Origin of the sequence: Yoonia sp. SS1-5 (genome assembly GCF_038443705.2) — a bacterium.
GTDB lineage: Bacteria > Pseudomonadota > Alphaproteobacteria > Rhodobacterales > Rhodobacteraceae > Yoonia > Yoonia rhodophyticola.
Genome location: NZ_CP151767.2, coordinates 492,817 through 512,654, shown reverse-complemented (window position 1 = coordinate 512,654; position 19,838 = coordinate 492,817). Strand labels below are relative to the sequence as shown.

General features: G+C 58.5%; 23 protein-coding genes. 17 read left to right on the top strand and 6 right to left on the bottom strand.

Annotated features, from left to right (window positions below; all coding sequences use genetic code 11):
• The 8 genes from AABB31_RS04025 to AABB31_RS03990 all read left to right on the top strand — a co-directional run bounded on the left by AABB31_RS04025 (position 1) and on the right by AABB31_RS03990 (position 6,190).
• On the top strand, positions 1-771 hold the full coding sequence (locus tag AABB31_RS04025) for a thiazole synthase (RefSeq protein ID WP_342075732.1): 771 nt from the start codon (positions 1-3) through the stop codon (positions 769-771).
• A complete protein-coding gene (locus AABB31_RS04020; RefSeq protein ID WP_342075733.1) occupies positions 768-1,364 on the top strand; it encodes a thiamine phosphate synthase in 597 nt (198 codons plus the stop codon). Before AABB31_RS04025 ends, AABB31_RS04020 begins: the two co-directional genes overlap by 4 nt.
• On the top strand, positions 1,361-2,317 hold the full coding sequence (locus tag AABB31_RS04015; protein ID WP_342075734.1) for a HesA/MoeB/ThiF family protein: 957 nt from the start codon (positions 1,361-1,363) through the stop codon (positions 2,315-2,317). Before AABB31_RS04020 ends, AABB31_RS04015 begins: the two co-directional genes overlap by 4 nt.
• 19 nt (positions 2,318-2,336) lie before the next feature.
• Positions 2,337-3,272: an ABC transporter substrate-binding protein gene (locus AABB31_RS04010; protein ID WP_342075735.1), complete on the top strand. Its 936-nt coding sequence runs from the start codon at positions 2,337-2,339 to the stop codon at positions 3,270-3,272.
• Positions 3,269-3,943 carry a thiaminase II gene (tenA, locus tag AABB31_RS04005; RefSeq protein ID WP_342075736.1) on the top strand — a complete coding sequence of 225 codons (675 nt, stop codon included), beginning with the start codon at positions 3,269-3,271 and terminating at the stop codon, positions 3,941-3,943. Before AABB31_RS04010 ends, tenA begins: the two co-directional genes overlap by 4 nt.
• Positions 3,940-4,668 carry an ABC transporter ATP-binding protein gene (locus tag AABB31_RS04000; protein WP_373635449.1) on the top strand — a complete coding sequence of 243 codons (729 nt, stop codon included), beginning with the start codon at positions 3,940-3,942 and terminating at the stop codon, positions 4,666-4,668. The genes tenA and AABB31_RS04000 overlap by 4 nt, the downstream gene beginning before the upstream one ends.
• On the top strand, positions 4,665-5,426 hold the full coding sequence (locus AABB31_RS03995) for an ABC transporter permease (protein WP_342075737.1): 762 nt from the start codon (positions 4,665-4,667) through the stop codon (positions 5,424-5,426). The genes AABB31_RS04000 and AABB31_RS03995 overlap by 4 nt, the downstream gene beginning before the upstream one ends.
• Positions 5,427-5,554: 128 nt before the next feature.
• Complete coding sequence (locus tag AABB31_RS03990; RefSeq protein WP_342075738.1) at positions 5,555-6,190, top strand: YdeI/OmpD-associated family protein; 636 nt, start codon at positions 5,555-5,557, stop codon at positions 6,188-6,190.
• Between the two features lie 350 nt (positions 6,191-6,540).
• On the opposite strand, the gene AABB31_RS03985 is transcribed toward AABB31_RS03990, so the two are convergent.
• Positions 6,541-7,302: a LuxR family transcriptional regulator gene (locus AABB31_RS03985; RefSeq protein ID WP_342075739.1), complete on the bottom strand. Its 762-nt coding sequence runs from the start codon at positions 7,300-7,302 to the stop codon at positions 6,541-6,543.
• Positions 7,299-7,745 carry a type II 3-dehydroquinate dehydratase gene (gene aroQ / locus AABB31_RS03980; protein WP_342075740.1) on the bottom strand — a complete coding sequence of 149 codons (447 nt, stop codon included), beginning with the start codon at positions 7,743-7,745 and terminating at the stop codon, positions 7,299-7,301. The genes AABB31_RS03985 and aroQ overlap by 4 nt, the downstream gene beginning before the upstream one ends.
• Before the next feature lie 210 nt (positions 7,746-7,955).
• Here aroQ and AABB31_RS03975 point away from each other — a divergent pair, with 210 nt between their 5' ends.
• Positions 7,956-9,302, top strand: coding sequence for an ISNCY family transposase (locus tag AABB31_RS03975; RefSeq protein ID WP_342074908.1), 1,347 nt, complete (start codon positions 7,956-7,958; stop codon positions 9,300-9,302).
• A 15-nt stretch (positions 9,303-9,317) separates the two neighbouring features.
• A complete protein-coding gene (locus AABB31_RS03970) occupies positions 9,318-9,587 on the top strand; it encodes a hypothetical protein (protein ID WP_342074909.1) in 270 nt (89 codons plus the stop codon).
• A 165-nt stretch (positions 9,588-9,752) separates the two neighbouring features.
• Here the strand turns inward: AABB31_RS03970 and AABB31_RS03965 are convergent, their stop codons facing one another.
• Positions 9,753-10,469, bottom strand: coding sequence for a TetR/AcrR family transcriptional regulator (locus tag AABB31_RS03965; protein ID WP_373635448.1), 717 nt, complete (start codon positions 10,467-10,469; stop codon positions 9,753-9,755).
• Positions 10,470-10,505: 36 nt separating this feature from the next.
• On the opposite strand from AABB31_RS03965, the gene AABB31_RS03960 reads away from it, so the two are divergent.
• From AABB31_RS03960 to AABB31_RS03950, 3 genes are all read left to right on the top strand, one after another.
• Positions 10,506-10,973, top strand: coding sequence for an ABA4-like family protein (locus tag AABB31_RS03960; RefSeq protein ID WP_342075743.1), 468 nt, complete (start codon positions 10,506-10,508; stop codon positions 10,971-10,973).
• Positions 10,960-11,781 (top strand): hypothetical protein, encoded by an 822-nt coding sequence (locus AABB31_RS03955; RefSeq protein WP_342075744.1) that lies wholly within the window; start codon positions 10,960-10,962, stop codon positions 11,779-11,781. Before AABB31_RS03960 ends, AABB31_RS03955 begins: the two co-directional genes overlap by 14 nt.
• Before the next feature lie 64 nt (positions 11,782-11,845).
• On the top strand, positions 11,846-12,424 hold the full coding sequence (locus tag AABB31_RS03950) for a hypothetical protein (RefSeq protein WP_342075745.1): 579 nt from the start codon (positions 11,846-11,848) through the stop codon (positions 12,422-12,424).
• Between the two features lie 429 nt (positions 12,425-12,853).
• On the opposite strand, the gene AABB31_RS03945 is transcribed toward AABB31_RS03950, so the two are convergent.
• Both AABB31_RS03945 and AABB31_RS03940 read right to left on the bottom strand, forming a co-directional pair.
• Positions 12,854-14,191: an ATP-binding protein gene (locus tag AABB31_RS03945; RefSeq protein ID WP_342075746.1), complete on the bottom strand. Its 1,338-nt coding sequence runs from the start codon at positions 14,189-14,191 to the stop codon at positions 12,854-12,856.
• Positions 14,188-14,910 (bottom strand): winged helix-turn-helix domain-containing protein, encoded by a 723-nt coding sequence (locus AABB31_RS03940; protein WP_342075747.1) that lies wholly within the window; start codon positions 14,908-14,910, stop codon positions 14,188-14,190. Before AABB31_RS03940 ends, AABB31_RS03945 begins: the two co-directional genes overlap by 4 nt.
• Positions 14,911-15,040: 130 nt before the next feature.
• Here AABB31_RS03940 and AABB31_RS03935 point away from each other — a divergent pair, with 130 nt between their 5' ends.
• Both AABB31_RS03935 and AABB31_RS03930 read left to right on the top strand, forming a co-directional pair.
• Complete coding sequence (locus AABB31_RS03935; RefSeq protein ID WP_342075748.1) at positions 15,041-15,511, top strand: hypothetical protein; 471 nt, start codon at positions 15,041-15,043, stop codon at positions 15,509-15,511.
• A gap of 50 nt (positions 15,512-15,561) precedes the next feature.
• Complete coding sequence (locus tag AABB31_RS03930) at positions 15,562-16,992, top strand: hypothetical protein (RefSeq protein WP_342075749.1); 1,431 nt, start codon at positions 15,562-15,564, stop codon at positions 16,990-16,992.
• Between the two features lie 284 nt (positions 16,993-17,276).
• Here the strand turns inward: AABB31_RS03930 and AABB31_RS03925 are convergent, their stop codons facing one another.
• The gene (locus AABB31_RS03925; protein WP_342075750.1) at positions 17,277-18,575 is read right to left on the bottom strand and encodes a vWA domain-containing protein; all 1,299 of its coding nucleotides are present in this window, start codon (positions 18,573-18,575) and stop codon (positions 17,277-17,279) included.
• Between the two features lie 90 nt (positions 18,576-18,665).
• Here AABB31_RS03925 and AABB31_RS03920 point away from each other — a divergent pair, with 90 nt between their 5' ends.
• Positions 18,666-19,415, top strand: coding sequence for a DUF6502 family protein (locus tag AABB31_RS03920; protein WP_373635447.1), 750 nt, complete (start codon positions 18,666-18,668; stop codon positions 19,413-19,415).
• Positions 19,412-19,600: a hypothetical protein gene (locus AABB31_RS03915; RefSeq protein ID WP_342075752.1), complete on the top strand. Its 189-nt coding sequence runs from the start codon at positions 19,412-19,414 to the stop codon at positions 19,598-19,600. The genes AABB31_RS03920 and AABB31_RS03915 overlap by 4 nt, the downstream gene beginning before the upstream one ends.
• Positions 19,601-19,838: the final 238 nt, after the last annotated feature.

The window sequence follows — 19,838 nt, the reverse complement described above, 5'->3', positions numbered from 1 at the left end:
ATGAAACAGTTTTACGGCATCGACCTGCCCAACCCCTTGATGCTGGGGACGGCGCAATATCCAAGCCCCGCGATTTTGGAACAGGCCTTTCGCGACAGCGGTGCAGGGGTGGCCACCGTGTCCTTGCGTCGCGAGGGGGCAGGCGGCGGCGGTCAGGCATTTTGGCAGATGGTTCAAAGCCTTGGCGTGCATATTCTACCAAACACCGCCGGCTGTCATACGGTGAAAGAGGCGGTCACCACCGCCCATATGGCGCGCGAGGTGTTTGATACGAAATGGATCAAACTGGAACTGATTGGTCATACTGACAGCCTGCAGCCGGATGTGTTTGGGCTGGTTGAGGCCGCACGCATCCTAACGGATGAGGGCTTTGAGGTGTTTCCCTACACGACCGAGGATATGATCGTCGCGGACCGTTTGCTTGACGCAGGCTGTCGGGTGCTGATGCCTTGGGGCGCGCCCATCGGGTCGGGCCGCGGCCTGAACAACGCATACGCCCTTCGCGCCATGCGGGCCGCGTTCCCCGATGTGCCCTTGGTCATTGACGCAGGCATTGGCCTGCCCAGCCACGCCGCCCATGCGATGGAACTTGGATTTGACGCGGTTCTTCTGAACAGCGCCGTCGCCCGTGCGGGCGATCCGGTGGCAATGGCCCGTGCCATGATGCGGGCGGTGGAGGCGGGGCAATTGGCCTGTGCGGCGGACCCGATTGAGGCGCGCGACATGGCCGAAGCCTCGACCCCCGTCATCGGAAAGGCATTCCTGTCATGACGCTTGACCGGTTTTACCCAATTTTCGACAATTCCGACTGGCTTGCCCGGATGCTGCCCCTGGGTGTGAAACTGGTGCAGTTGCGCATCAAGGATCAACCGGATGAGACCGTGCGGCGCGAAATCGCCATCTCGCGCGATCTGTGCCAGCAGCATGGCGCTGTTTTGGTGGTGAATGACTATTGGCAGGCGGCAATCGACCTTGGCAGCAACTGGATTCATCTGGGGCAGGAGGATCTGGATGACGCCGATCTACCGGCAATCCGCAAGGCTGGCGTGAAGTTCGGTGTATCCACCCACGACGATGACGAGCTTGAGCGTGTGTTGGCCATGACCCCGGACTACATTGCCCTTGGACCGGTCTATCCGACGATCCTGAAGAAGATGAAATGGCACCAGCAAGGCTTGCCCAGGGTCACCGAATGGAAAACCCGCATCGGCAGCACGCCACTTGTGGGCATTGGTGGGATGTCAATAGAGCGCGCCGCAGCCGTGTTTGATGCAGGCGCCGACATCGTCTCGGCCGTCACGGATATTACCCTGAACAAAGATCCCGAAGCCCGCATGCGCGCATGGATCAAGGCCACGCGATGAGCCGATACGCCCGCCAAATCATCCTGCCCGAGATGGGCGAGGCTGGCCAGCGTCGCTTGGGCAAGGCGCGTATCTTGGTCGTGGGCGCGGGCGGGCTGGCGGCGCCGGCGCTGCCGCTTTTGGCCGGGGCGGGCGTTGGGCACATCACATTGATTGATGGCGATACGGTCGCGTTATCAAACCTGCATCGGCAGACATTGTTTACCGAAGCTGATTGCGGGCAGGACAAAGCGAAGATTGCGGCAACGCGCTGTCGTGACATCAATACCGAGATCGTCGTTGACGCATTGACACACACGCTGACCCCGGCAAACGCTGCCCTGCTTGTGGCGCAGGCCGATCTAGTTCTGGATTGCGCCGACAGCTATGCCGTGAGCTATCTATTAAGCGACCTCTGTCTGGCCCAAGGCAAGCCGCTTATCAGCGCCTCTGTCCTTGGCTTTGGCGGCTATGTGGGCGGGTTTTGCGGCGGTGCGCCATCACTACGCGCCGTGTTCCCGGATGCACCTGAAAGCGGTGCAAGCTGTGCCACGGCGGGCGTTCTTGGACCCGTTGCCGGCATCATCGGCGCAATGCAGGCGCAAATGGCGCTGAATGTGTTGCTGGGGCAGGGGCCCTCGCCACTTGGACAGATGGTCCGACTGAACGCGCGCACGCTCACAACGTCGGGCTTCCGCTTCGACACAGCCGCAGAGCCTGCCAGTTGTTTTCCATTTGTCGCCGCATCGCAGCTGAACGCAGACGATCTGATTATCGAGCTGCGCGGCAGGGACGAGGCCCCGAAACCCATCCACCATGCGGCCCAACGCATTTCTATCTCGGAAATACCCGGCATGCAGGCACCGCGCGTCGCGCTGTGCTGCGCCACTGGTTTACGGGCCTGGCGCGCCGCCGAAGCGCTTCATCAAAACTGGCCGGGCGAGATCGTTCTGGTTGCAGCCTCAGCCTCTTAAATCAACAGGGACAAATCATATGAAACACCTCGTGACTGCCGTTGCATTTTTGGCCGCATCGCCCGCCTTTGCGCAAGACAAGATGACCTTGCTGCTAGATTGGTTCGTCAACCCCGATCACGGCCCCATTATCATCGCAGAGGAAAACGGCTATTTCGCCGAAATGGGTCTTGAGGTTGCGGTGATCCCGCCCGCTGATCCATCCGCACCGCCCCGGCTTGTGGCCGCGGGGCAGGCCGATCTGGCCGTGTCCTATCAACCGCAGCTGCACCTGCAAATCCACGAAGGCCTGCCCCTGAAACGTGTTGGCACATTGGTGGCCACCCCGCTGAACTGCCTGCTGGTACTCGCCGAAGGCCCGATCAAGACACCCGCCGATCTGAAAGGCAAAAAGGTCGGGTTCTCGGTCGCCGGTGTCGAAGAGGCCGTGCTGGGTGCTGTGCTGGGCAAATACGGGGTCACAACCGACGATATCGAGATGGTCAATGTGAACTTTTCGCTCTCGCCTTCGCTGATGTCGGGGCAAGTGGATGCAGTGATCGGCGCGTTCCGCAACTTTGAACTGAACCAGATGCAGATCGAAGGCGTCGAGGGCCGTTGTTTCTATATCGAAGAAGAGGGCGTGCCCTCGTATGACGAGTTGATTTATGTCGCCAACCCCGATCGCATGGATGCCGATATGATCGCGCGCTTCCTTGAGGCGACCGAAAAGGCAACGCAGTATATCGTCAACAACCCTGAAGAAAGCTGGGAGATTTTTGCCGCTACTTCGCCCGAGTTGCAGGACGAGCTGAACGCAAAAGCATGGGTGGACACGCTGCCGCGCTTTGCCTTGCGTCCGGCCGGGTTTGATGCAGGTCGCTACGCGCGGTTTGAAGCTTTTCTGAAAGACAGCGGCATGATCGACAGCCTTAATCCGGTGGACGCGATCACCATTGATGTCACCGCACGATGAGCGGTTATGGGACAGCCTTTGACCTGATGCGCGATCAGGCGGGTGACGCTTGGCGGGATTATACCCGCCATCCCTTTGTCGAAGGGCTGAAGGATGGAACACTGCCGCAGGATGCGTTCCTTCACTATCTGCGGCAGGATTATGTGTTTCTGACCCATTTCTCGCGCGCTTGGGCGCTGGCCGTGGTGAAGTCAGAAACCCATGCCGAGATGCTTGCGGCCGTGGGCACGGTCAACGCATTGGTCGCCCGGGAAATGCCGTTGCATATCGGCATATGTGAGGCTGCCGGCATCTCGCAAGACGCGCTTTTTGCCACGAAAGAACGGGCCGAAAACCTCGCCTATACCCGCTTCGTCCTTGAGGCGGGCTATAGTGGGGACCTGGCTGATCTGCTGGCCGCACTTGCCCCATGCGTGATGGGCTATGGCGAGATCGGGCGCCGATTGGGGACCGAAAAAACCTCTGATACCTATGCGGACTGGATCGGGACCTATGCGGGTGCGGATTATCAGGGTGCCTGCAAAGCGGCGGGCGATATGCTGGACGCGGCCTTACGCCGCCGTCTGGGCCCTGATTTTCAGACATCCCCAAGATGGACACGGCTCTGCCAGACCTTCCGCACGGCGACCGAGCTTGAAATCAACTTCTGGCAAATGGGTCTGACACCGTGATCCAAGCCCCCGGCATCACCCTGCAAGGCGGCGCATCCATAAACGGGGGGCGTCTTTTTGCACCTTTGCGTCTGGCTTTGCGGGCCGGAGAATGGACATGCCTTTTGGGCGGTTCTGGGGTCGGTAAATCCACCCTTTTGCGCCTGATATCGGGGCTGACAACCCAGGCGGATTTCAATGGGTCCATTCTAGTAAGCGACGGGGAGCCTGTCGCTGACCGGGTGGCCTATATGGCGCAGGATGATCTGCTATTGCCATGGGCCACGGTGCGCCAGAATGCGCAACTTGGGGCGCGTTTGCGCGGCGAGGCTGCAGATACCAAGCGCCTCGGCCGCATCCTGACACGGGTTGGTCTGGCCGATCATGCGGATAAAAAACCCGCCGCCCTGTCGGGCGGTCAGCGCCAGCGGGTCGCCTTGGCACGCACGCTGATGGAAGACAAACCCATCATCTTGCTGGATGAGCCCTTTTCGGCACTCGACGCGCAAACACGTGCAGCCATGCAAGAGCTGGCGGTGGACGTCCTGCACGGCAAAACTGTGTTGATGGTCACCCATGATCCGGGCGAGGCGGCCCGCTTGGGGGAAACCATCCTCGTTCTCAGTGCAACCGGCATACGACATTTCCCAAATCCGGCCCTGACCATCCCGCGTCCGGTTGATGATCTGGAAACGCTGGCATGTCAGGCGGCCCTGCTCAAACTTCTGCGTGAGGGCACCGCATGAAGGCACTTTCCGTGCCTCTGGCGACACTGTTTGCGGTGACCGTCTGGCAGGGGATCGTCACCGTAACGGGCTTGCCAAAGTTTATCCTGCCCGGTCCGGCACTGGTGGCGGAAACATGGTGGGACAATCGCGCGCTGATCGCCGAGCATACGTTGGTAACCGCGCTCGAAGTGGTTATCGGACTGGCCATCGGTACAGCACTTGGGGTTGCGACAGCCTTGCAACTGGCCTCATCCCGCACAGCGCGCGTCCTGGTACAACCAATCCTGGTCTTTACCCAGGCCTTGCCGGTCTTTGCACTCGCCCCAATCCTGACGCTATGGCTTGGTTTCGGGCTTTGGTCCAAAGTGTTCATGGCGGTGCTGATCATCTACTTCCCGGTCACATCCTCTTTCTTTGACGGGCTCATGCGCACGCCGCAAGGCTACCTTGACCTTGCGCGTACGATGCAAGCCAGCTCAAAGCGCATCCTGTGGCATATCCGCATTCCCGCAGCCTTGCCGTCTTTGGCATCTGGCCTGCGTTTGGCGGCCGTCTATGCCCCCATCGGCGCTGTGATCGGCGAATGGGTCGGCGCCTCGCGCGGGCTGGGATACTTGATGTTACTGGCAAACGGTCGCGCGAAAACAGATCTGATGTTCGCAGCGATGCTGACCTTGGGCGTGTTTGCCGTCGTGTTACATGTGGCAATGGTCTGGCTGACACGCGGGCTTTTGTCACGCTCGGAAGAAAGCCCTCAAAACGGCGGATTTGTGTAAGCCGATGGCGCGGCACCCCTTGGTCCAACTTGCGGATCGCTTTGATAAAGTGCGGAGCTTGCTTTATCGCGTTCAGAATAGCCAGAGCACGCCGCGCCAAAGAGCAGTTGCGACGTGGTTGAAACCTGATGCAGTATCGCGACATGATTACCGAGATTGAGGATTATTTTACAAAGGGATGCGGCCGCTGTGACCGGTTTGGAACGCCGGCCTGCTCGGCCCGACACTGGGCCGATGGGCTGCATAATTTACGTGAAATCTGCCGTGCAATGGGCTTATCTGAAACGGTAAAATGGGGTCACCCATGTTATATGCATGCAGGACGCAACATCGTCATCATCGGCGCATTTCGCAACGATTTCCGGCTGAGCTTTTTCAATGCCTCACTAATGCAGGACCCCGACGGCATTCTTGAAAAGAGAGGGCCGAATACTGCGCATCCCGACATGATCTGCTTTCACCACGCGGCTGATGTGACCCGGAACGCAAAAACCATCCGTGCCTATCTGGCAGAGGCGATGGACTACGCCGCGCGCGGCATCAGGCCGGTGAAGGATGAAAGCGATCTGGAGCTACCGACCGAGCTTGTGCAAGCACTGGATGATGACCCGATCCTTGCAGAGGCGTTTCACGCGCTGACCCGTGGTCGGCAGAAAAGCTATGTGATCAATCTTAACGGTGCAAAGCAGTCAAAGACGCGGCTGACCCGTATCGCCAAGTTTCGCGACAAGATTATCGCGGGGAAGGGCGCGCTGGACCGGTAGGGAAGGGGCCTTGCGCTAAAATGTTCGGGAAATGGACGTGGCACCGCACTCGGGAGAAATGCGATGCCACAAAATGCGGAGCGTGTCCGATTTGGGACGGAGGACACGGGGCGCATCAAAGTGCTGATGCTTACGGGCAAACCCAAAGCACCAGCGTCCGGAAAACCGGCACGGCGCACAGAGCCTTGAAATCACAAGGGGTGTTTGCCGCTGTTCCCAGGCCTAAGGCCACCACTCACGGAACATCACCACTTTGACAATTTACGGCATTTTTAGAAAGTCAGGGAAACCTTACTTATCGCGCAGCTTCGTTATCTTTGCCCTGGCGTCAAACGAAAGAAAGCTGCGCATCAAAGCTCTGCATCCATGATAAACATCTGATTATAAAAGGCAGCCTTCAGGACGGCCTGGGCAGTCGTTTCAACATCCAAAGCCTCGCGCGCCAGACGCAGATGCTTTTCAACCGTTGCGGCCGTCAGCCCCAGCAGCAACGCAATATCCTGCGTTGTCTTGCCATCGCCAACCCATTGCAGCACCTCGCGCTGGCGCTTGGTCAAATGCCGTTCGCCGGTATAGGGCAGGGTGAGCAGTTTCAGGTGCATCACATTATTCATCACGATGATCGCATCACCATGCTTTGCCCAGGTCTGCTCGACGGCATCCTGCGACAGGCCGGTCTTGGCCGTCAGCGCAATCGCCGCCTTTGTCCGCTCGGAGATCGACCTGAAGCTGATCGTATAGCCAGCCGTGACACCCATTTCCTTGTTGAATTCCATGACCCGCATTTCGCTTTTGGTCAGGTTGTCGATGCGATTCATATCCATCATCCAGCGCCAGCTGCAGGCACCATCATTGGCAAGTGCCCATTTCAGCATCGGCGCGTGATAATAAAGCCCTTCATCAAAGAAAACCTTCATGTATTCAGGGCTTTGCGTGGACAAAAGCACCCAATCCTGCGGATCTCCCAGCGAACTTGAGGTCCGGTAGCGCGTAAAGCCATACATGATGCGGTCAAAGCCATATTCGGCCATCTTCTTGACATGCAAGTCCCACAACTCTTCGACCGTTGTGGCCGTGGTCAAGCGATCAAGATGTCTGATGACATCGGTCATGACATGTCTCCCAGATAGGTCAAAAGCGCATCCATGGCGAGCGTGTATCCCGCAGCACCAAAGCCGCAAATCTGTCCAATCGCGACGGGTGCGATATATGATTTTGTCCGAAATTCCTCGCGCGCGTGGATATTTGAAAGATGAAGTTCAATCACCGGCAACATGATCGACGATATCGCATCCATCAATGCAACCGACGTATGCGTGTAGGCACCGGCATTCAGGATCACGCCGGCATGCACACCGCGTGCGGCGTGCAGCGCATCAACCAGTTCACCTTCGTGATTGGTCTGGCGAAAAACGATCGAGACACCCAGATCATCAGCACGGGCTGTACACATAGCCTCGATATCGGCCAACGTGGTCGGGCCGTAAACCTCTGGCTGTCTCGTGCCAAGCAGGTTCAGGTTCGGCCCGTTCAGAATAAGGAAGGAACGTTTCATGTGAGGGGTTTAACAGCTTTGATCAAACGTTCAAAAGAGATTTGACATAAACGCAGTAATCTTTGAGCGGATTTTACAGCTACATACGATGTTTGTATTAACATAATACTGATTATGCGCTTCACGAGTGTACGCGCAAAGCGATAATGTCACCCCTGAGCAAAGCAGAAGTGTCACTCTCCTCGCAAAACGATGTGAGGATGAGCGGACATGGGATGGGTGATGATGAGCGAGCGCGAGTTGAAGCGCGTGGAGGTTTTGGCGCAGCTCGATGATGGCCGACTGACGGTTGACAATGCGGCGAAGATGCTATGCCTGACACGACGGCAGATTTTTCGGCTATTGAAGCGGTATCGTCAGGATGGCGCTTCGGCGATCCGACACAAATCGCGCGGACAAGCGCCGAACAACAAGTTTCACAAAGCCAAGCGCGACTTTGCTCTGATCCTCATCAAAGAACAGTATCCAGATTTTGGCCCGACACTGGCGGCTGAGATGTTGGCCGCGCATCACGGGTTCACAATCTCACGTGAGACACTGCGCAAATGGATGGTTGAAGATGGCCTTTGGCTCTCCCGCAAGCAGCGCCGACAGTTCCACCAGCCGCGTCTACGCCGGGAATGCTTTGGCGAGTTGATCCAGATCGACGGGTCAGACCATCGATGGTTTGAGGATCGTGCTGGTCCGTGCACCCTGCTCGTCTTCATCGATGATGCGACCAGCACCTTGATGGAACTGCGGTTCGTGAAGTCGGAGAGCACGTTCAGCTATTTCGAAGCCCTAGAAAGCTATCTCGTCAAACATGGCCGCCCGGTCGCGTTCTATTCGGACAAACACACCGTGTTCCGCGTGGCCAAGGACGACGCCAAGGGTGGCGCGCGGATCACTCAGTTTGGGCGTGCGCTGAGCGAGCTAAACGTCGAGATTCTCTGCGCCAATTCGAGCCAGGCCAAGGGGCGCGTTGAGCGTGCCAACCGGACCTTGCAAGATCGGCTAGTGAAGGAACTACGCCTTGCAGATATCTCTGACATGGAGGCCGGAAACGCCTATTTGCAAGACTTCAAAGAGCGTCACAACGCCAAGTTCGCCAAAGCACCGGCCAAACCGGACAACCTGCACCGTGCGCTCAATGTCGAGCCGGATCGGCTGGCCGATGTCCTGTGTTGGCGGGAGAACCGCTATGTCGGCAAGCAGCTGACATTCTCTTATGAACGCAAGCGGATCATGCTCGAAGAGAGCGATGTGACACGCGGGTTGGTTGGCAAATACGTGGACACATACGCCTTTGTGGATGGCCGGTTCGAAGTGCGCTCAAAAGGCCGCTCCCTGCCCTACAAAATCTTCGACATGGATCAGCGTGTGACGCACGCGGCCATCACGGACAACAAGCGCCTCGGTGCGGTTCTGGAACATATAAAAGAGATGCAGGACGCTGCGCCGCCAAAGCCGAAGGTTCGGACAAACTCAGAGAAAATGGGTTATAAACCGAACGGACGGCGGCAAGGCAGGCCGTCCGGCACGCCCAACAAGAAGAAGATTGCGCAGGCGGCAGAATAGGTCAAACTCGAAGGTATGATTGAAGACGAACCAGAGCTCATTTTTTCTGACTACACCCAAAGTGTCACCATCGAGGGGCACAGCTTCGACGTCGAGATCTACAAGACCAGCATCCACCCTGGTTGGATCCTCTCTGTCGAGAACCAGTTCGGCACGTTAACTGTTTCAGACAATCCACCTTTCTTTGGCGACGTTCTCGCCTGGCGCGCGTTCGAAGAGCTTGTGCGTGAAGAAGGCATCAAAGCGTTTTACAACAAGAAAGAGCAGAGGAAGCTGGGTCTATAAGGCGTCTCCGCAAAGCCAGCCAGGGCTGCGATAACTGAGGTCTACGCCCTGTCAGGCTTTGCTACCGTCAGCGCCATTGGTGACACTTCTGCTTTGCGCAACCGGTGACATTTCTGAATGGTGTTTACACAGATTTAGGGGTGATCTGTCGAAAACCTACAGATATCAGTCTGCGTCACGGCGCTGGCCCTGAAACGGCTCGGGTCGATTTTCGGCGACATCCGAGAGGTAGCCAAAGCCGGGCATGATCTCGTCCATTCTGAACGGCGGTGCACCGTCATCTTCGCGCCGAATTTCACCATCAATCAGAAGCATCGCGTAGCCATGAACGAGGCTCCAGAGCATCCATTCAGTGCGCCAGGGTCCGCCCGGTGCCTTCGCCTTATCCCAGTCGAGACCATGGGCCACATCGCGCAACACGCCGTAGCTTGCCCAGCCCGCTTGCTTCAACGCGTCATCGTCCGAAAGATGGAAACGGCTGGTGAACATGAGTTTGAACAACTCTGGGTTCTCCAAAGCGAAGCGCACGTATCCGTTGCACGCTGCATCGAGGCGGGCCTTTCCCGGCGGATGATCTTCGACGCCGCGCTGCATTTCGGCCGCGTGTCGTTGAAACCCAACGGTGGCCATTGCGGTCAGCAGACCACGCAGCCCGTCAAAGTGGTTTTTGGGCGCTGTATGGCTGACCCCTACCCGCCCCGCGATGGCGCGAAGCGATACAGATTCGAGTCCTTTTTCCTCAAGCTCGGCCAGACCGGCCTCAACCAAGGCTACTTTGAGGTCGCCATGATGATATTTTTTTTTGTTTTCGTTCAGCACTTTAACGCCTCCATATTTCCAATGTAAATTTTTCTTCTGGACATTGCAAGGGATCGCACTCAATAACTTACCAATGGAAATTTACAGTGGTGATATAAAATGACCCCAGAAATCCTCTTCTCTTATGTTGGCACCGCCGCGATGGTTGGATGGGCTTTGCTCGTCCTTGGTCCGCGGCGCTTTACCTGGTTCAACGCGATCCCGCTCTGGATCATCCCCGCAGGTCTGTCTGCCGTCTATGCCGCGCTGATCTTCAGCCGCTTCTCGGGCATGGGTGGAGGATTTGACAGCCTATCCAATGTCGCAACGCTTCTGGCCGACGACTGGGCGCTGCTTGCGGCCTGGGTGCACTTTCTCGCCTTTGATCTGTTCATCGGGGCGGTGATGGCGGCCCGAATGGATCGCGTCGGCGTGGGCCGGCTGGTGCAGACACCAATCCTGCTATCGACCTTCATGCTCGGACCGCTCGGCTTTCTGATCGCCGCCCTGACCGAGTTGGGTCTGCGCGCCCGGCGTCTTCCGACACAAACCAAATCGCTTGAAGGAACGCATTATGTCTTTGCATGAAACCAATCTACCCGTTGTCTCCGCCCCTGCCCCGACCCAATTCACGACGCTGACTGTTGTCGCAATTGTCCTTGCTGTCCTGTCTCTCCTGTGGAGTTTTGTGGACCCGCGCCTGATCGAAGGTGTCCCGGTCTGGATGAAGCCGGTCAAGTTCGCGCTAAGTTTCGCGCTGTTCTTTGGAACGCTGGCGTTGGTCGAGACCCGGCTGTCTGCGCCGGGCCGCGACGGCTGGACACTCCGGGCTACCGGCTGGGTCATGGGGGCCGCGTTTCTGTCTGAAATGGCCTACATGATGTATCAGGCCGGGCGCGGAGAGGCATCGCATTTCAATCTGTCCACACCCTTTACCGAGTTAATGTACTCGACCGTCATGGCCGTAGGCGCGGTGGCACTTGTCATCGGGACAGCCGTCGTGGGGTGGGTCGTCAAGCGCGATCAGGCTGCATCCCTCAGCCCGGCTCTGCGCGAAGCGATCTGGCTGGGATTTCTGCTGACCTTCGTGCTGACGATGATCGTTGCAGGCTACATGAGCTCCGGCAGCACCCGGTTCGTTGGCGTGCACCCCGACGGCGCGCCAACTTTGCCGCTGGTTGGCTGGTCTGGCGTCACGGGTGACCTGCGCCCGGCACATTTCGCATCGTTGCACGCCATGCAGGCGCTGCCGCTTCTGGCGCTTTGGCTTGGTCGTGGCAAAGAGGCCCCCGGTGCCGTCCGAACCATCCGCATCGCGGCATTCGTCTATGCCACACTGACCTTCGCCATCTTTGCACAAGCTCTGATGGGCCTGCCCCTGATCCCTCTTGGATAACGCTCTCGCCGGTCGCTCACTCATGCGCGACCGTTTCCTACTCAGCCCATGAAAGGAAGCTACAATGCCCTTAAAGACCTCACTTCTCGCACTTTGTATCGGTTTACTGACACCAACGCTTGCTTTTGCAACAAAGCCAGACGACGTGCTTGGCACATGGAAAACCGGGATAGGCGAGCAGCCCGCCCCCGATGGCAGCACCGCGTATCTACAAGTCACAACGGTCTTCACCGAAACCGCGCAAGACCTGATCTTCGAGATTTTTGCGGACGAGGCGCTGCAAATGCCGTTGTTCAAGTACCATTCGAGCGGCCCTTGGGACCCACAGGGCGCGTCGACCATCGTCCCGGGTGCGATGGAGGTCAACATGACAAACGACTTTTCGCGTGTTGAGATCTTTGTCGATGCGCCCCAGATCTGGGAGGCCCTCAACATGGCCGATTGCCCACTCCAGATCGGGGTCGCCGTCGAGGTGGCTGACTGCGTGAACGGTCCGCCGTTTATCGTATCGGACTGCATGGACATGGATTTGGTAATGGTCGATCAGGATGGTCAGCGTCTGCGCTACGGCGGCGGCGACGTGAACCGTTGCGAGGTTCGGCCGACCGAGATGTCGGCTGACGCTTACTTCAAAGTTGACTAATTGAGCGCCGACGGCTGCCGAACTCCACGAGGCTCGCTGGGACGTGTTTCCTCGCGAGCCTTTCCAATTCTGGATATGACAGCATTGAACGCGGGTTTCGCATCGGTTCCCTCGGCTCTTCGGGTACACCAGAGGGCCGCACCATTCATGACCAGATCATTGCGCTTTTCCCTCATGGCGAAGACGCGATATTGGCAGGGCTGACCCAAGGAGAAAAGGAGCAGCTTCACAGCTTGCTCGACAAAGTGGCGAGATCTGTGGACGCATGGAAGTCTTGATGGCAGCTATTTGCGTCAACACGTGGACCTGTCGCCTTGTTCCGCACATCGCCCGTTCGCAACGACCTCAATTACGCAATTGCCGCTAAGTGGGCCACGAGCGCCGCCACATAAAGCTTATGCGAAGGTCCAGCATGGGCCGTTATCAGCCTCAGGAATTTGAGAGCCTTAATTCTGCAGATAATCCGCCACCTTCACTGGCGCCGAGCACTAGCTTCCCGCCCTGTGCCTCCGCAAGCATCTGCGATATCGTCAACCCAAGCCCGCTCCCGCTTTGGCTTTGTGTGCGTGCGTTATCAGCAACTTCGAATGGTCTCATGACCCTTTCCAAGTCCGCTGGTGCGATGCCGGGCCCGTCATCTTTGACACATATGGTCGGCGGGTCCTCAATGATTGTGATTTCTGCCCGCGTTCCGAACTTGAGTGCGTTACTCAGCAAATTGGTCAAAATACGCTCAAGACCGACGGGATCGGCCATGGCGAACACCTCGCCGCTTTTCTTTGTCAGGCTGACGATGTCATGATCGTAGTCTGCGACAACCGCGGCCACAAAACCGTTCAGGTCGATCATCTCTAAGCGTTTCGACATCGCCTGTTCTGCCAGATCAAGGCAACTTTCCAACACGCGTTCCATCTGCGCGATATCACGCATCAAAGTGGCCTCGTTGTCGGCGGGCGCGCGCGCCTCAATCTTCAACCTTAACCGGGTCAGATGTGTGCGCAGGTCGTGCCCTAGCGCACCCAGCATCACACCACGTCGTTGCAGCAAATCGTCAATCTTTGACTGCATCGCGTTGAAATTGGCAATCAGCGCGCGGGCCTCTTGCGACCCGCCAAGGGGGACATCCTTGGGTTTCCCGTCGCGTCCGAATTGCTCGGCGGCCTTGGCCAGTCGTACCAAGGGGCGGGTTTCCACATGCAAGGCAAACAATACGATCAGTGCGGCGACAGAGGCAAAGATGCCCGACCACCAGCCCAATGGAACCGAATAGACTTGCGTCAACAGATCACCGCGGGTTTCCACGATCAACGCGGTACCATCCCTAAGTTCCAGCGCAATCCGCATCGGATACCTGGTCCAGATCGACCGGTCGCCAATCCGAAGCTCGTTTTCGGTGATTTGATCAGGCAGGGCGGCAAACACGGCAACTTCGCGCCCCTGCAGCAGGGTCTCGTTATCTTCAAACAGTCGGTCAACCGCCGCCATGCGATGTGCGGCGGGGGCCAGATTGCTGATCCGAAGGTCTGTGATTTCGACCCGCAGATCAGGTCCGTTCAGCGCGACCAAAGCGGCGGTAGGATCGTCTGATGTTTCGACCAGCTGCGCCATGGCCACGACGCGTTCAGGCAGCGGAAAACGGTATCCGGGTTGGTCGCCATCTGCGCGATCATTGGCGTAAAGCCAGACAAGAAACAGCTGCAAGATCAGCAGGACAAGCGCAAAAATGGCAACCAGCCGGGCAAATGAACCAAACCTGATCCGCTTCACCGCCGGACCTCGGATGTGAAGATGTAGCCTGCGTTGCGGACTGTCTTGATCATGCGCGGATCACGCGGGTTCTCGCCAAGTTTGGCGCGTAACCGACTGATCTGGACGTCGACTGTGCGGTCAAAGCTATCAGCCACCCTGCCCTGGCTCATGTCCATCAGTTGATCGCGCGACAGCACGCGGCCCGGATTCTGTAAAAAGACCCGCAACAAGGCAAATTCGCCCGAAGTCAGTGTGATTTCCTTATCACCGCGCCGTAGCTCCAGCCGGTCAAGATGCGCGTGAAACGCCTCAAAGTGCAGTGTCACATTGGCCGGGGCCCTGTCGGGCGCCCCGCGTCGCATCACCGCGCGTATCCGGGCAACCAGTTCGCGCATGCTGAATGGTTTGCCAAGATAGTCGTCTGCGCCAAGCTCTAATCCGACAACACGGTCGATTTCATCGGTCCTTGCGGTCAGCATCAGGATATGGACATCGGACGTCAGCCGCAGCCTGCGACAGATCGAGAGACCATCCTCACCCGGTAACATCAGGTCGAGGATCACCATATGTGGTTGCTCCTTGGCCATCAGCCTATCCAGCCCCGCTGCATCCACGGCCAGCCGCACATCGAAGCCCTCTTGCGAAAGCTGCGATTGTGTCAGCGCGCCGATCTCGGGATCGTCCTCGACCAGGAATATGCGCGGCGGGGCTTTCATTCCATAGTCATACAGCAGCATCCCCGTTCCAAACCAGTGGCAGCGGGCCTGCGTTAACAAAACGTCACAATTTGAAATGTGCCGGACATTCCCGGGCAACACGGGGCTGCCAAAAAGGGACGCATCACAATACCTGCAAAGGAGAATGGAAATGAAGTTTCTTTTGTTATCGAGCGCGCTGCTTGTGTCGAGTGTGAGCACTGCAAATGCTGATTGGCGGTCCGAGCGTACCACTGTCGGACCAAACGGCGTCACATCGCAAGCCACGACATCCGTCGCCCGAGACGGCAATACCCGCGTAACACAAACGGAGGTTTTGCGCAGCAATGGCACCGGATACACGCGTGATGTTGTCCAGACCTGGGATCCAGAGACGCAAAGCTGGACCCGGTCAGTGATTGGCGAAACGGCCAATGGCGGGACGTGGACAAACAACGGCGCTGGGTCTTGCAGCACTGGTGCGTGTAATAGCCAGTCAACCTACACCGGGTCAGGCGGACGTATCAATGAAAGCGAAAGCACATCAAGGTTTGACCGCAATAGCGGCGAGCGGCGTCGGAACTGGTCTTCCAGCACAGGCCGCAGCGGCGAAGGGCAACGCGTATGGCAGCGGCTGAGATAAGTTCAGCCAACCAACCGATCCAGACCTGATCCATTACCCGGAGACCTAAAATGCGCAGTTTGTTTATTTTTGTTCTGATCCTTTGCGGCAGCGTCGTTGCTGCCGAGCCACCCCGCAATCCGGCTCTGGCGAGTGATTGGGCGATGGGCCACGGATCGTCTGCACAGGCGGCTTTTAGCAGCAGAGCGGGCCCGACCGGGAATGGAACGGCCAGTTTGGCCAGCCATGGAGACGGTGTCAGGGGCACCTCGCCATGGTTGGTCGAAACGGGGCGTGGGGCACTTTATGGTGCATCATTGACCCATCTGTTTCGCTATCAGACTTCACCGAATGTGGCCTTTGAGGCCGGATTTCAGCTCACGCGCGTAGGGTCGATCAGTTGGAACATCGTCGCGCTATCGGGGGGAACGGGGCCGGACCTGATTGTCGTCCCACAGCCCACCGGTTTGCGGCCAGCCATGCATCGCGGCAGCCCGTGTAGCGGACGCGACCCGGCCTTGCTTGTGTTTGAGGATCGCGATGGCCCGCTGCGTTGCCTGCGTCAGGTGCGGTTCGATGAACCGACTGTCGCACAGCTTTGCCGTGCAGAGGGGCGCATGGGGTACAGCGCGTCCAATGCGGTGCCACTTTGGGATAGCACATTGGCGGTGCCCGTCGTTTTCCGCACAGGTGAGCAACGCACAACCTATCTGGTCAACGCCAATCCGCGTACGGGCCGCTTGCGATCATGCGTGCAGGTTGGAAGCGGGCGTCCAACGAACAATATGCCTGTCGAACCCATTGGCGGAGACCAAAGCGCCGTTTACGTGGCAACCGATACGGCGTTGGTTCGCATCGATCATCGCAGTAATGGAATGACCCGGCGCTGGTCCGTGCCTATCAATTTTGCCCAGCGGACCGGGACAACCCCGACACTCGTCGGAAACGGGTCAAACGGGGCGGTCGTTCTGGTTGAGGGTGTCTGTGCCGTGACAAACGTCGCAACCGGGCGGATTGATTGCAGCGGTCGTGATGCTTCGCGCCTGATCTGGGTGCAAAGGGCGCAGTCAGATCCGCTGGTCGGCGAGATGGAGCTGCCATCCTTCATCAGGACCGTCGAAAACTCGCCCGCGACCGATGGTCAGCAGTTGGTGATCGCTGATTACGGTGGTTACCGTGCGAACCGGGAAGCAGGTGGGGTTGTCTCTCTTTCATGGACTGGTCGGGGTTTTCGGATGAACTGGGCCGCACCTGATGTTCAGCTGAATGGTGTTGTGACAATCTCTGCCGGGTCGGGGCTAGCCTATTCAAGCGGCCTTGATGGAGCCAACAGGATTGTCGCAAAGGGCCTGATCACGCGTGGCGACAATGCCGGTTTGCTTGGCTATGCGGCACCTGTCGGTCCACCCCGCCGGTTTCTGGACCGAGGTGTCAACACTGTGATCCTGCCCGGTCAGCGCATGGTCTACAGCGTCGATGAGGGGCTGGTGGTGTTGAGGTAGCAAGCGAAATGCGTCCTCGGCTGAAAGCATGCCATGCATGTGTAAAGCGGAATGCCGACCGACAAGCTGGCTTGGCTCTGGCGTTCGAAATCGGTCGGCGATGACCGCTGCGGCAACGAGGCGAAAAATCCATACTCCGCTTTGCCCAACAGATTACCAGTTCGGCCATCGCCAGATATGGCACGCGCGCCCAATGGCCGGAAAGCCGGCTGCAACCGCAGAACCGAAGGCCGTTGATGGAGGCCGGCTTTGGGCCGTGCTCGCCTCTCTCCCCGCCTGTTGGCTCAATTCCGGCAAATGCCGTTTTGATAGCTACCAACCTCGCGGATGACCTCGGATGGGGCCGCCTCAACCCGGCGTCCGCTGAGTTCTGATCGCAGGACGCGGACCACAAGATCGTTCAGCCGCGTGACCTGATAGCAAGAGATCGTGGGTTCGGCATGGGATAGCCCGACGCCGCTGTCGTCGGTCAGGAACAGATACCGGCCGCCGGTCATCACCGCCCCTTGTCGCATAAGGTATTCCAGTTGCGCCTCAACCCCGCTCGCCGCAAGCCCGAAGACCTGAATGCCATTCGCCGCGGCGGTTTGTGCAGCGTCATAGTAGGTGCGGGTCCTGAGCGGGTGGGGTGGTTCATCCCCGATCTGGAAGATCAGGCGTTCGCCCCTGCCCCGCCGCCAGTCCAGCTGCACGGCGGTATTGAGCGCGTCGGCGACGACTTCGGGTCCGCCTGCCCCACCTGATGACCGTTCGGACGCGATCCAGCGGGTGAATTGTCCGACGTCGCTGGTGAAACCATAGGATTTCACGACGTATGGGTCGGCGGGGGCCTTATAGACCACCAGCCCGAAGCGGATATCGACACCCGGGGCGGCACTTTGCGCTTGCCGGGTGATCTGCGTGATTTCCTGCGATAACCATGTCAGTTCGTCGCTCATGCTGCCGGTTGTGTCGACCACAAACACCAGATCCAAGAAGTCGGGCGCCCATGCGCTTTCAACGGGCAGAGTGACGGCCTGCCGGGTCGTGCTTGTGGCGAGGGTTTTGACGATGGCGGGGCCGTCCCCACCCGGGAAGGCGCGCAACTCGACATTGCGCATGCGCGACTGCCCCAGAGTGGCGGGAAAGACGCTGATCATGCCGTCAACGCCGGAGTAGCCGTCATAGAACGGATCAGCGGCACCCGGACGCCGCAGCGTAACGCGCACGCCCGGGGCTGGCGTGCCGGAGGGGCCGCGCAGTTGCACCATGACGGGCTCGGTCAGGTTGGCTTTGCGCAGGTTGAGCCCGTCTGAGGCTGTGTTCTGGAAGCGCAGGAAAGCAGGCAGGTTCAGGGTGTCATTGATGTCGCCTGCGGTCACCACGCCAGCGCGCGCATTGCTGGCGCGAGACGATGGGGGTGGCGCGATGACGACGGCCGGGGCCTCCATCGCCATGGGTGCAGCGCTGGCTTCGGGTGTTACGATCGGCGCCGCGAGGGGTGTGCCAGCCGGATTGCTGCTGGTCTGCGCATTTGGCACCGAACACGCGCACAAAAGTGCGGTTGCGTTGATCATGAGCAATGTCTTTGGGGCGATAATCATCTGCCATCTCCAATAAATGTGTTAATTGCACATATTCAGAATGCGATAGACCTGTCAATATAAATGTGCATATTGCACATTATGATTGATTTGCTTGATAGACTGCTCGCCCCTTTCGCCCGGCTGATGGTTGCGCGTGGGGTCCAGTTTCCTGAACTCTCCGAACGGCTCAAGGCCCACTATGTCGAAGCGGCGAAGGGGCTGAGTGATGGCAAACTGACCGATAGCCGCCTGTCGGTGCTGACCGGTTTGCAGCGGCGCGATATCGCGCGTCTGCGTGCCTTGCCTGTGCCAGAGCCGCGCCCGCATCACCTCGCGCGGCTCTTGGCGCTATGGCAAACGGAACAGGACTATGGCGGGCGTGACTTGCCAAAAAACGGCCCTGCGCCGTCATTTGAGGCGCTGGCCAAGGTTGTGCGCAAGGACATCCACCCGCGCACCATGCTGGACACATTGGAGGAGGCAGGGGCTGTTGCGATTGACACCGACACCCAGGAGGTGCGCCTTTTGCAATCGTCGTATCAGCCGCTATCGGGGTCGGAGGACCAACTGGCCTATCTGACCCAGAACCTTGGCGATCATTTTGATGCGGCAACCGAGAACGTGTTGGGGCAAGGGCCCCCGCATTTTGAGCGCGCAGTGCATTACACCGAGCTGAGCGCCGATCAAGTGGCGGCTTTGAAAACCGCCTATGACGCCGGTCAGATGGCCATGTTGAAAGACCTCAGCACGCAGGCCGCGGAGATGAAGAAATCGGCGAAAGAATTGCCAAAGGAAAGGCGCAGTTTTAGGTTTCGCGCAGGCGGATATTTTTATAGCAAACAGGATGATGTCCCATGAAGAAGCTGACTTTGGGCCTATTTTTCGTGCTAGCGGCCTGTAGCGCACCGCAACCCGAACCTGTCGTCCTCGAAGAACCCATGATTGAGGCTGCGCCAGTTATGGCAGCCCCTGTCATGATGCCCCGCTGCCCGACAGATCAGGTCATCGCCCGCGATGGGATCGGCGGTACCGGCTGCCGGTAATTGACAATCGGGGCGATCCTGCCGCGAACGTACACACACCAGCCGACGCGGCATCGGTCGGCCACTGTGTTCCACAGGCTGTGAGTTCGTGTGGCGCAATGTTTTGCACGCGCGGCGAATGTCTCTTTTGGTGGGCCGCACCGCATCATAGCCACTAGGTTTTCGACGGCAGGAATGGGCCGTCTCTGGCGGATCGGCACCGCAGAACCCCGGAGATGCAACGGCCGGTCTAAGGGCG

Coding starts and splice junctions, on each gene's coding strand:
- AABB31_RS04025 (WP_342075732.1), top strand. CDS start 1: ATGAAACAGTTTTACGGCATCGACCTGCCCAACCCCTTGATGCTGGGG.
- AABB31_RS04020 (WP_342075733.1), top strand. CDS start 768: ATGACGCTTGACCGGTTTTACCCAATTTTCGACAATTCCGACTGGCTT.
- AABB31_RS04015 (WP_342075734.1), top strand. CDS start 1,361: ATGAGCCGATACGCCCGCCAAATCATCCTGCCCGAGATGGGCGAGGCT.
- AABB31_RS04010 (WP_342075735.1), top strand. CDS start 2,337: ATGAAACACCTCGTGACTGCCGTTGCATTTTTGGCCGCATCGCCCGCC.
- tenA (WP_342075736.1), top strand. CDS start 3,269: ATGAGCGGTTATGGGACAGCCTTTGACCTGATGCGCGATCAGGCGGGT.
- AABB31_RS03995 (WP_342075737.1), top strand. CDS start 4,665: ATGAAGGCACTTTCCGTGCCTCTGGCGACACTGTTTGCGGTGACCGTC.
- AABB31_RS03990 (WP_342075738.1), top strand. CDS start 5,555: ATGCAGTATCGCGACATGATTACCGAGATTGAGGATTATTTTACAAAG.
- AABB31_RS03985 (WP_342075739.1), bottom strand. CDS start 7,302: ATGACCGATGTCATCAGACATCTTGATCGCTTGACCACGGCCACAACG.
- aroQ (WP_342075740.1), bottom strand. CDS start 7,745: ATGAAACGTTCCTTCCTTATTCTGAACGGGCCGAACCTGAACCTGCTT.
- AABB31_RS03975 (WP_342074908.1), top strand. CDS start 7,956: ATGGGATGGGTGATGATGAGCGAGCGCGAGTTGAAGCGCGTGGAGGTT.
- AABB31_RS03970 (WP_342074909.1), top strand. CDS start 9,318: ATGATTGAAGACGAACCAGAGCTCATTTTTTCTGACTACACCCAAAGT.
- AABB31_RS03960 (WP_342075743.1), top strand. CDS start 10,506: ATGACCCCAGAAATCCTCTTCTCTTATGTTGGCACCGCCGCGATGGTT.
- AABB31_RS03955 (WP_342075744.1), top strand. CDS start 10,960: ATGTCTTTGCATGAAACCAATCTACCCGTTGTCTCCGCCCCTGCCCCG.
- AABB31_RS03950 (WP_342075745.1), top strand. CDS start 11,846: ATGCCCTTAAAGACCTCACTTCTCGCACTTTGTATCGGTTTACTGACA.
- AABB31_RS03940 (WP_342075747.1), bottom strand. CDS start 14,910: ATGCTGCTGTATGACTATGGAATGAAAGCCCCGCCGCGCATATTCCTG.
- AABB31_RS03935 (WP_342075748.1), top strand. CDS start 15,041: ATGAAGTTTCTTTTGTTATCGAGCGCGCTGCTTGTGTCGAGTGTGAGC.
- AABB31_RS03930 (WP_342075749.1), top strand. CDS start 15,562: ATGCGCAGTTTGTTTATTTTTGTTCTGATCCTTTGCGGCAGCGTCGTT.
- AABB31_RS03925 (WP_342075750.1), bottom strand. CDS start 18,575: ATGATTATCGCCCCAAAGACATTGCTCATGATCAACGCAACCGCACTT.
- AABB31_RS03915 (WP_342075752.1), top strand. CDS start 19,412: ATGAAGAAGCTGACTTTGGGCCTATTTTTCGTGCTAGCGGCCTGTAGC.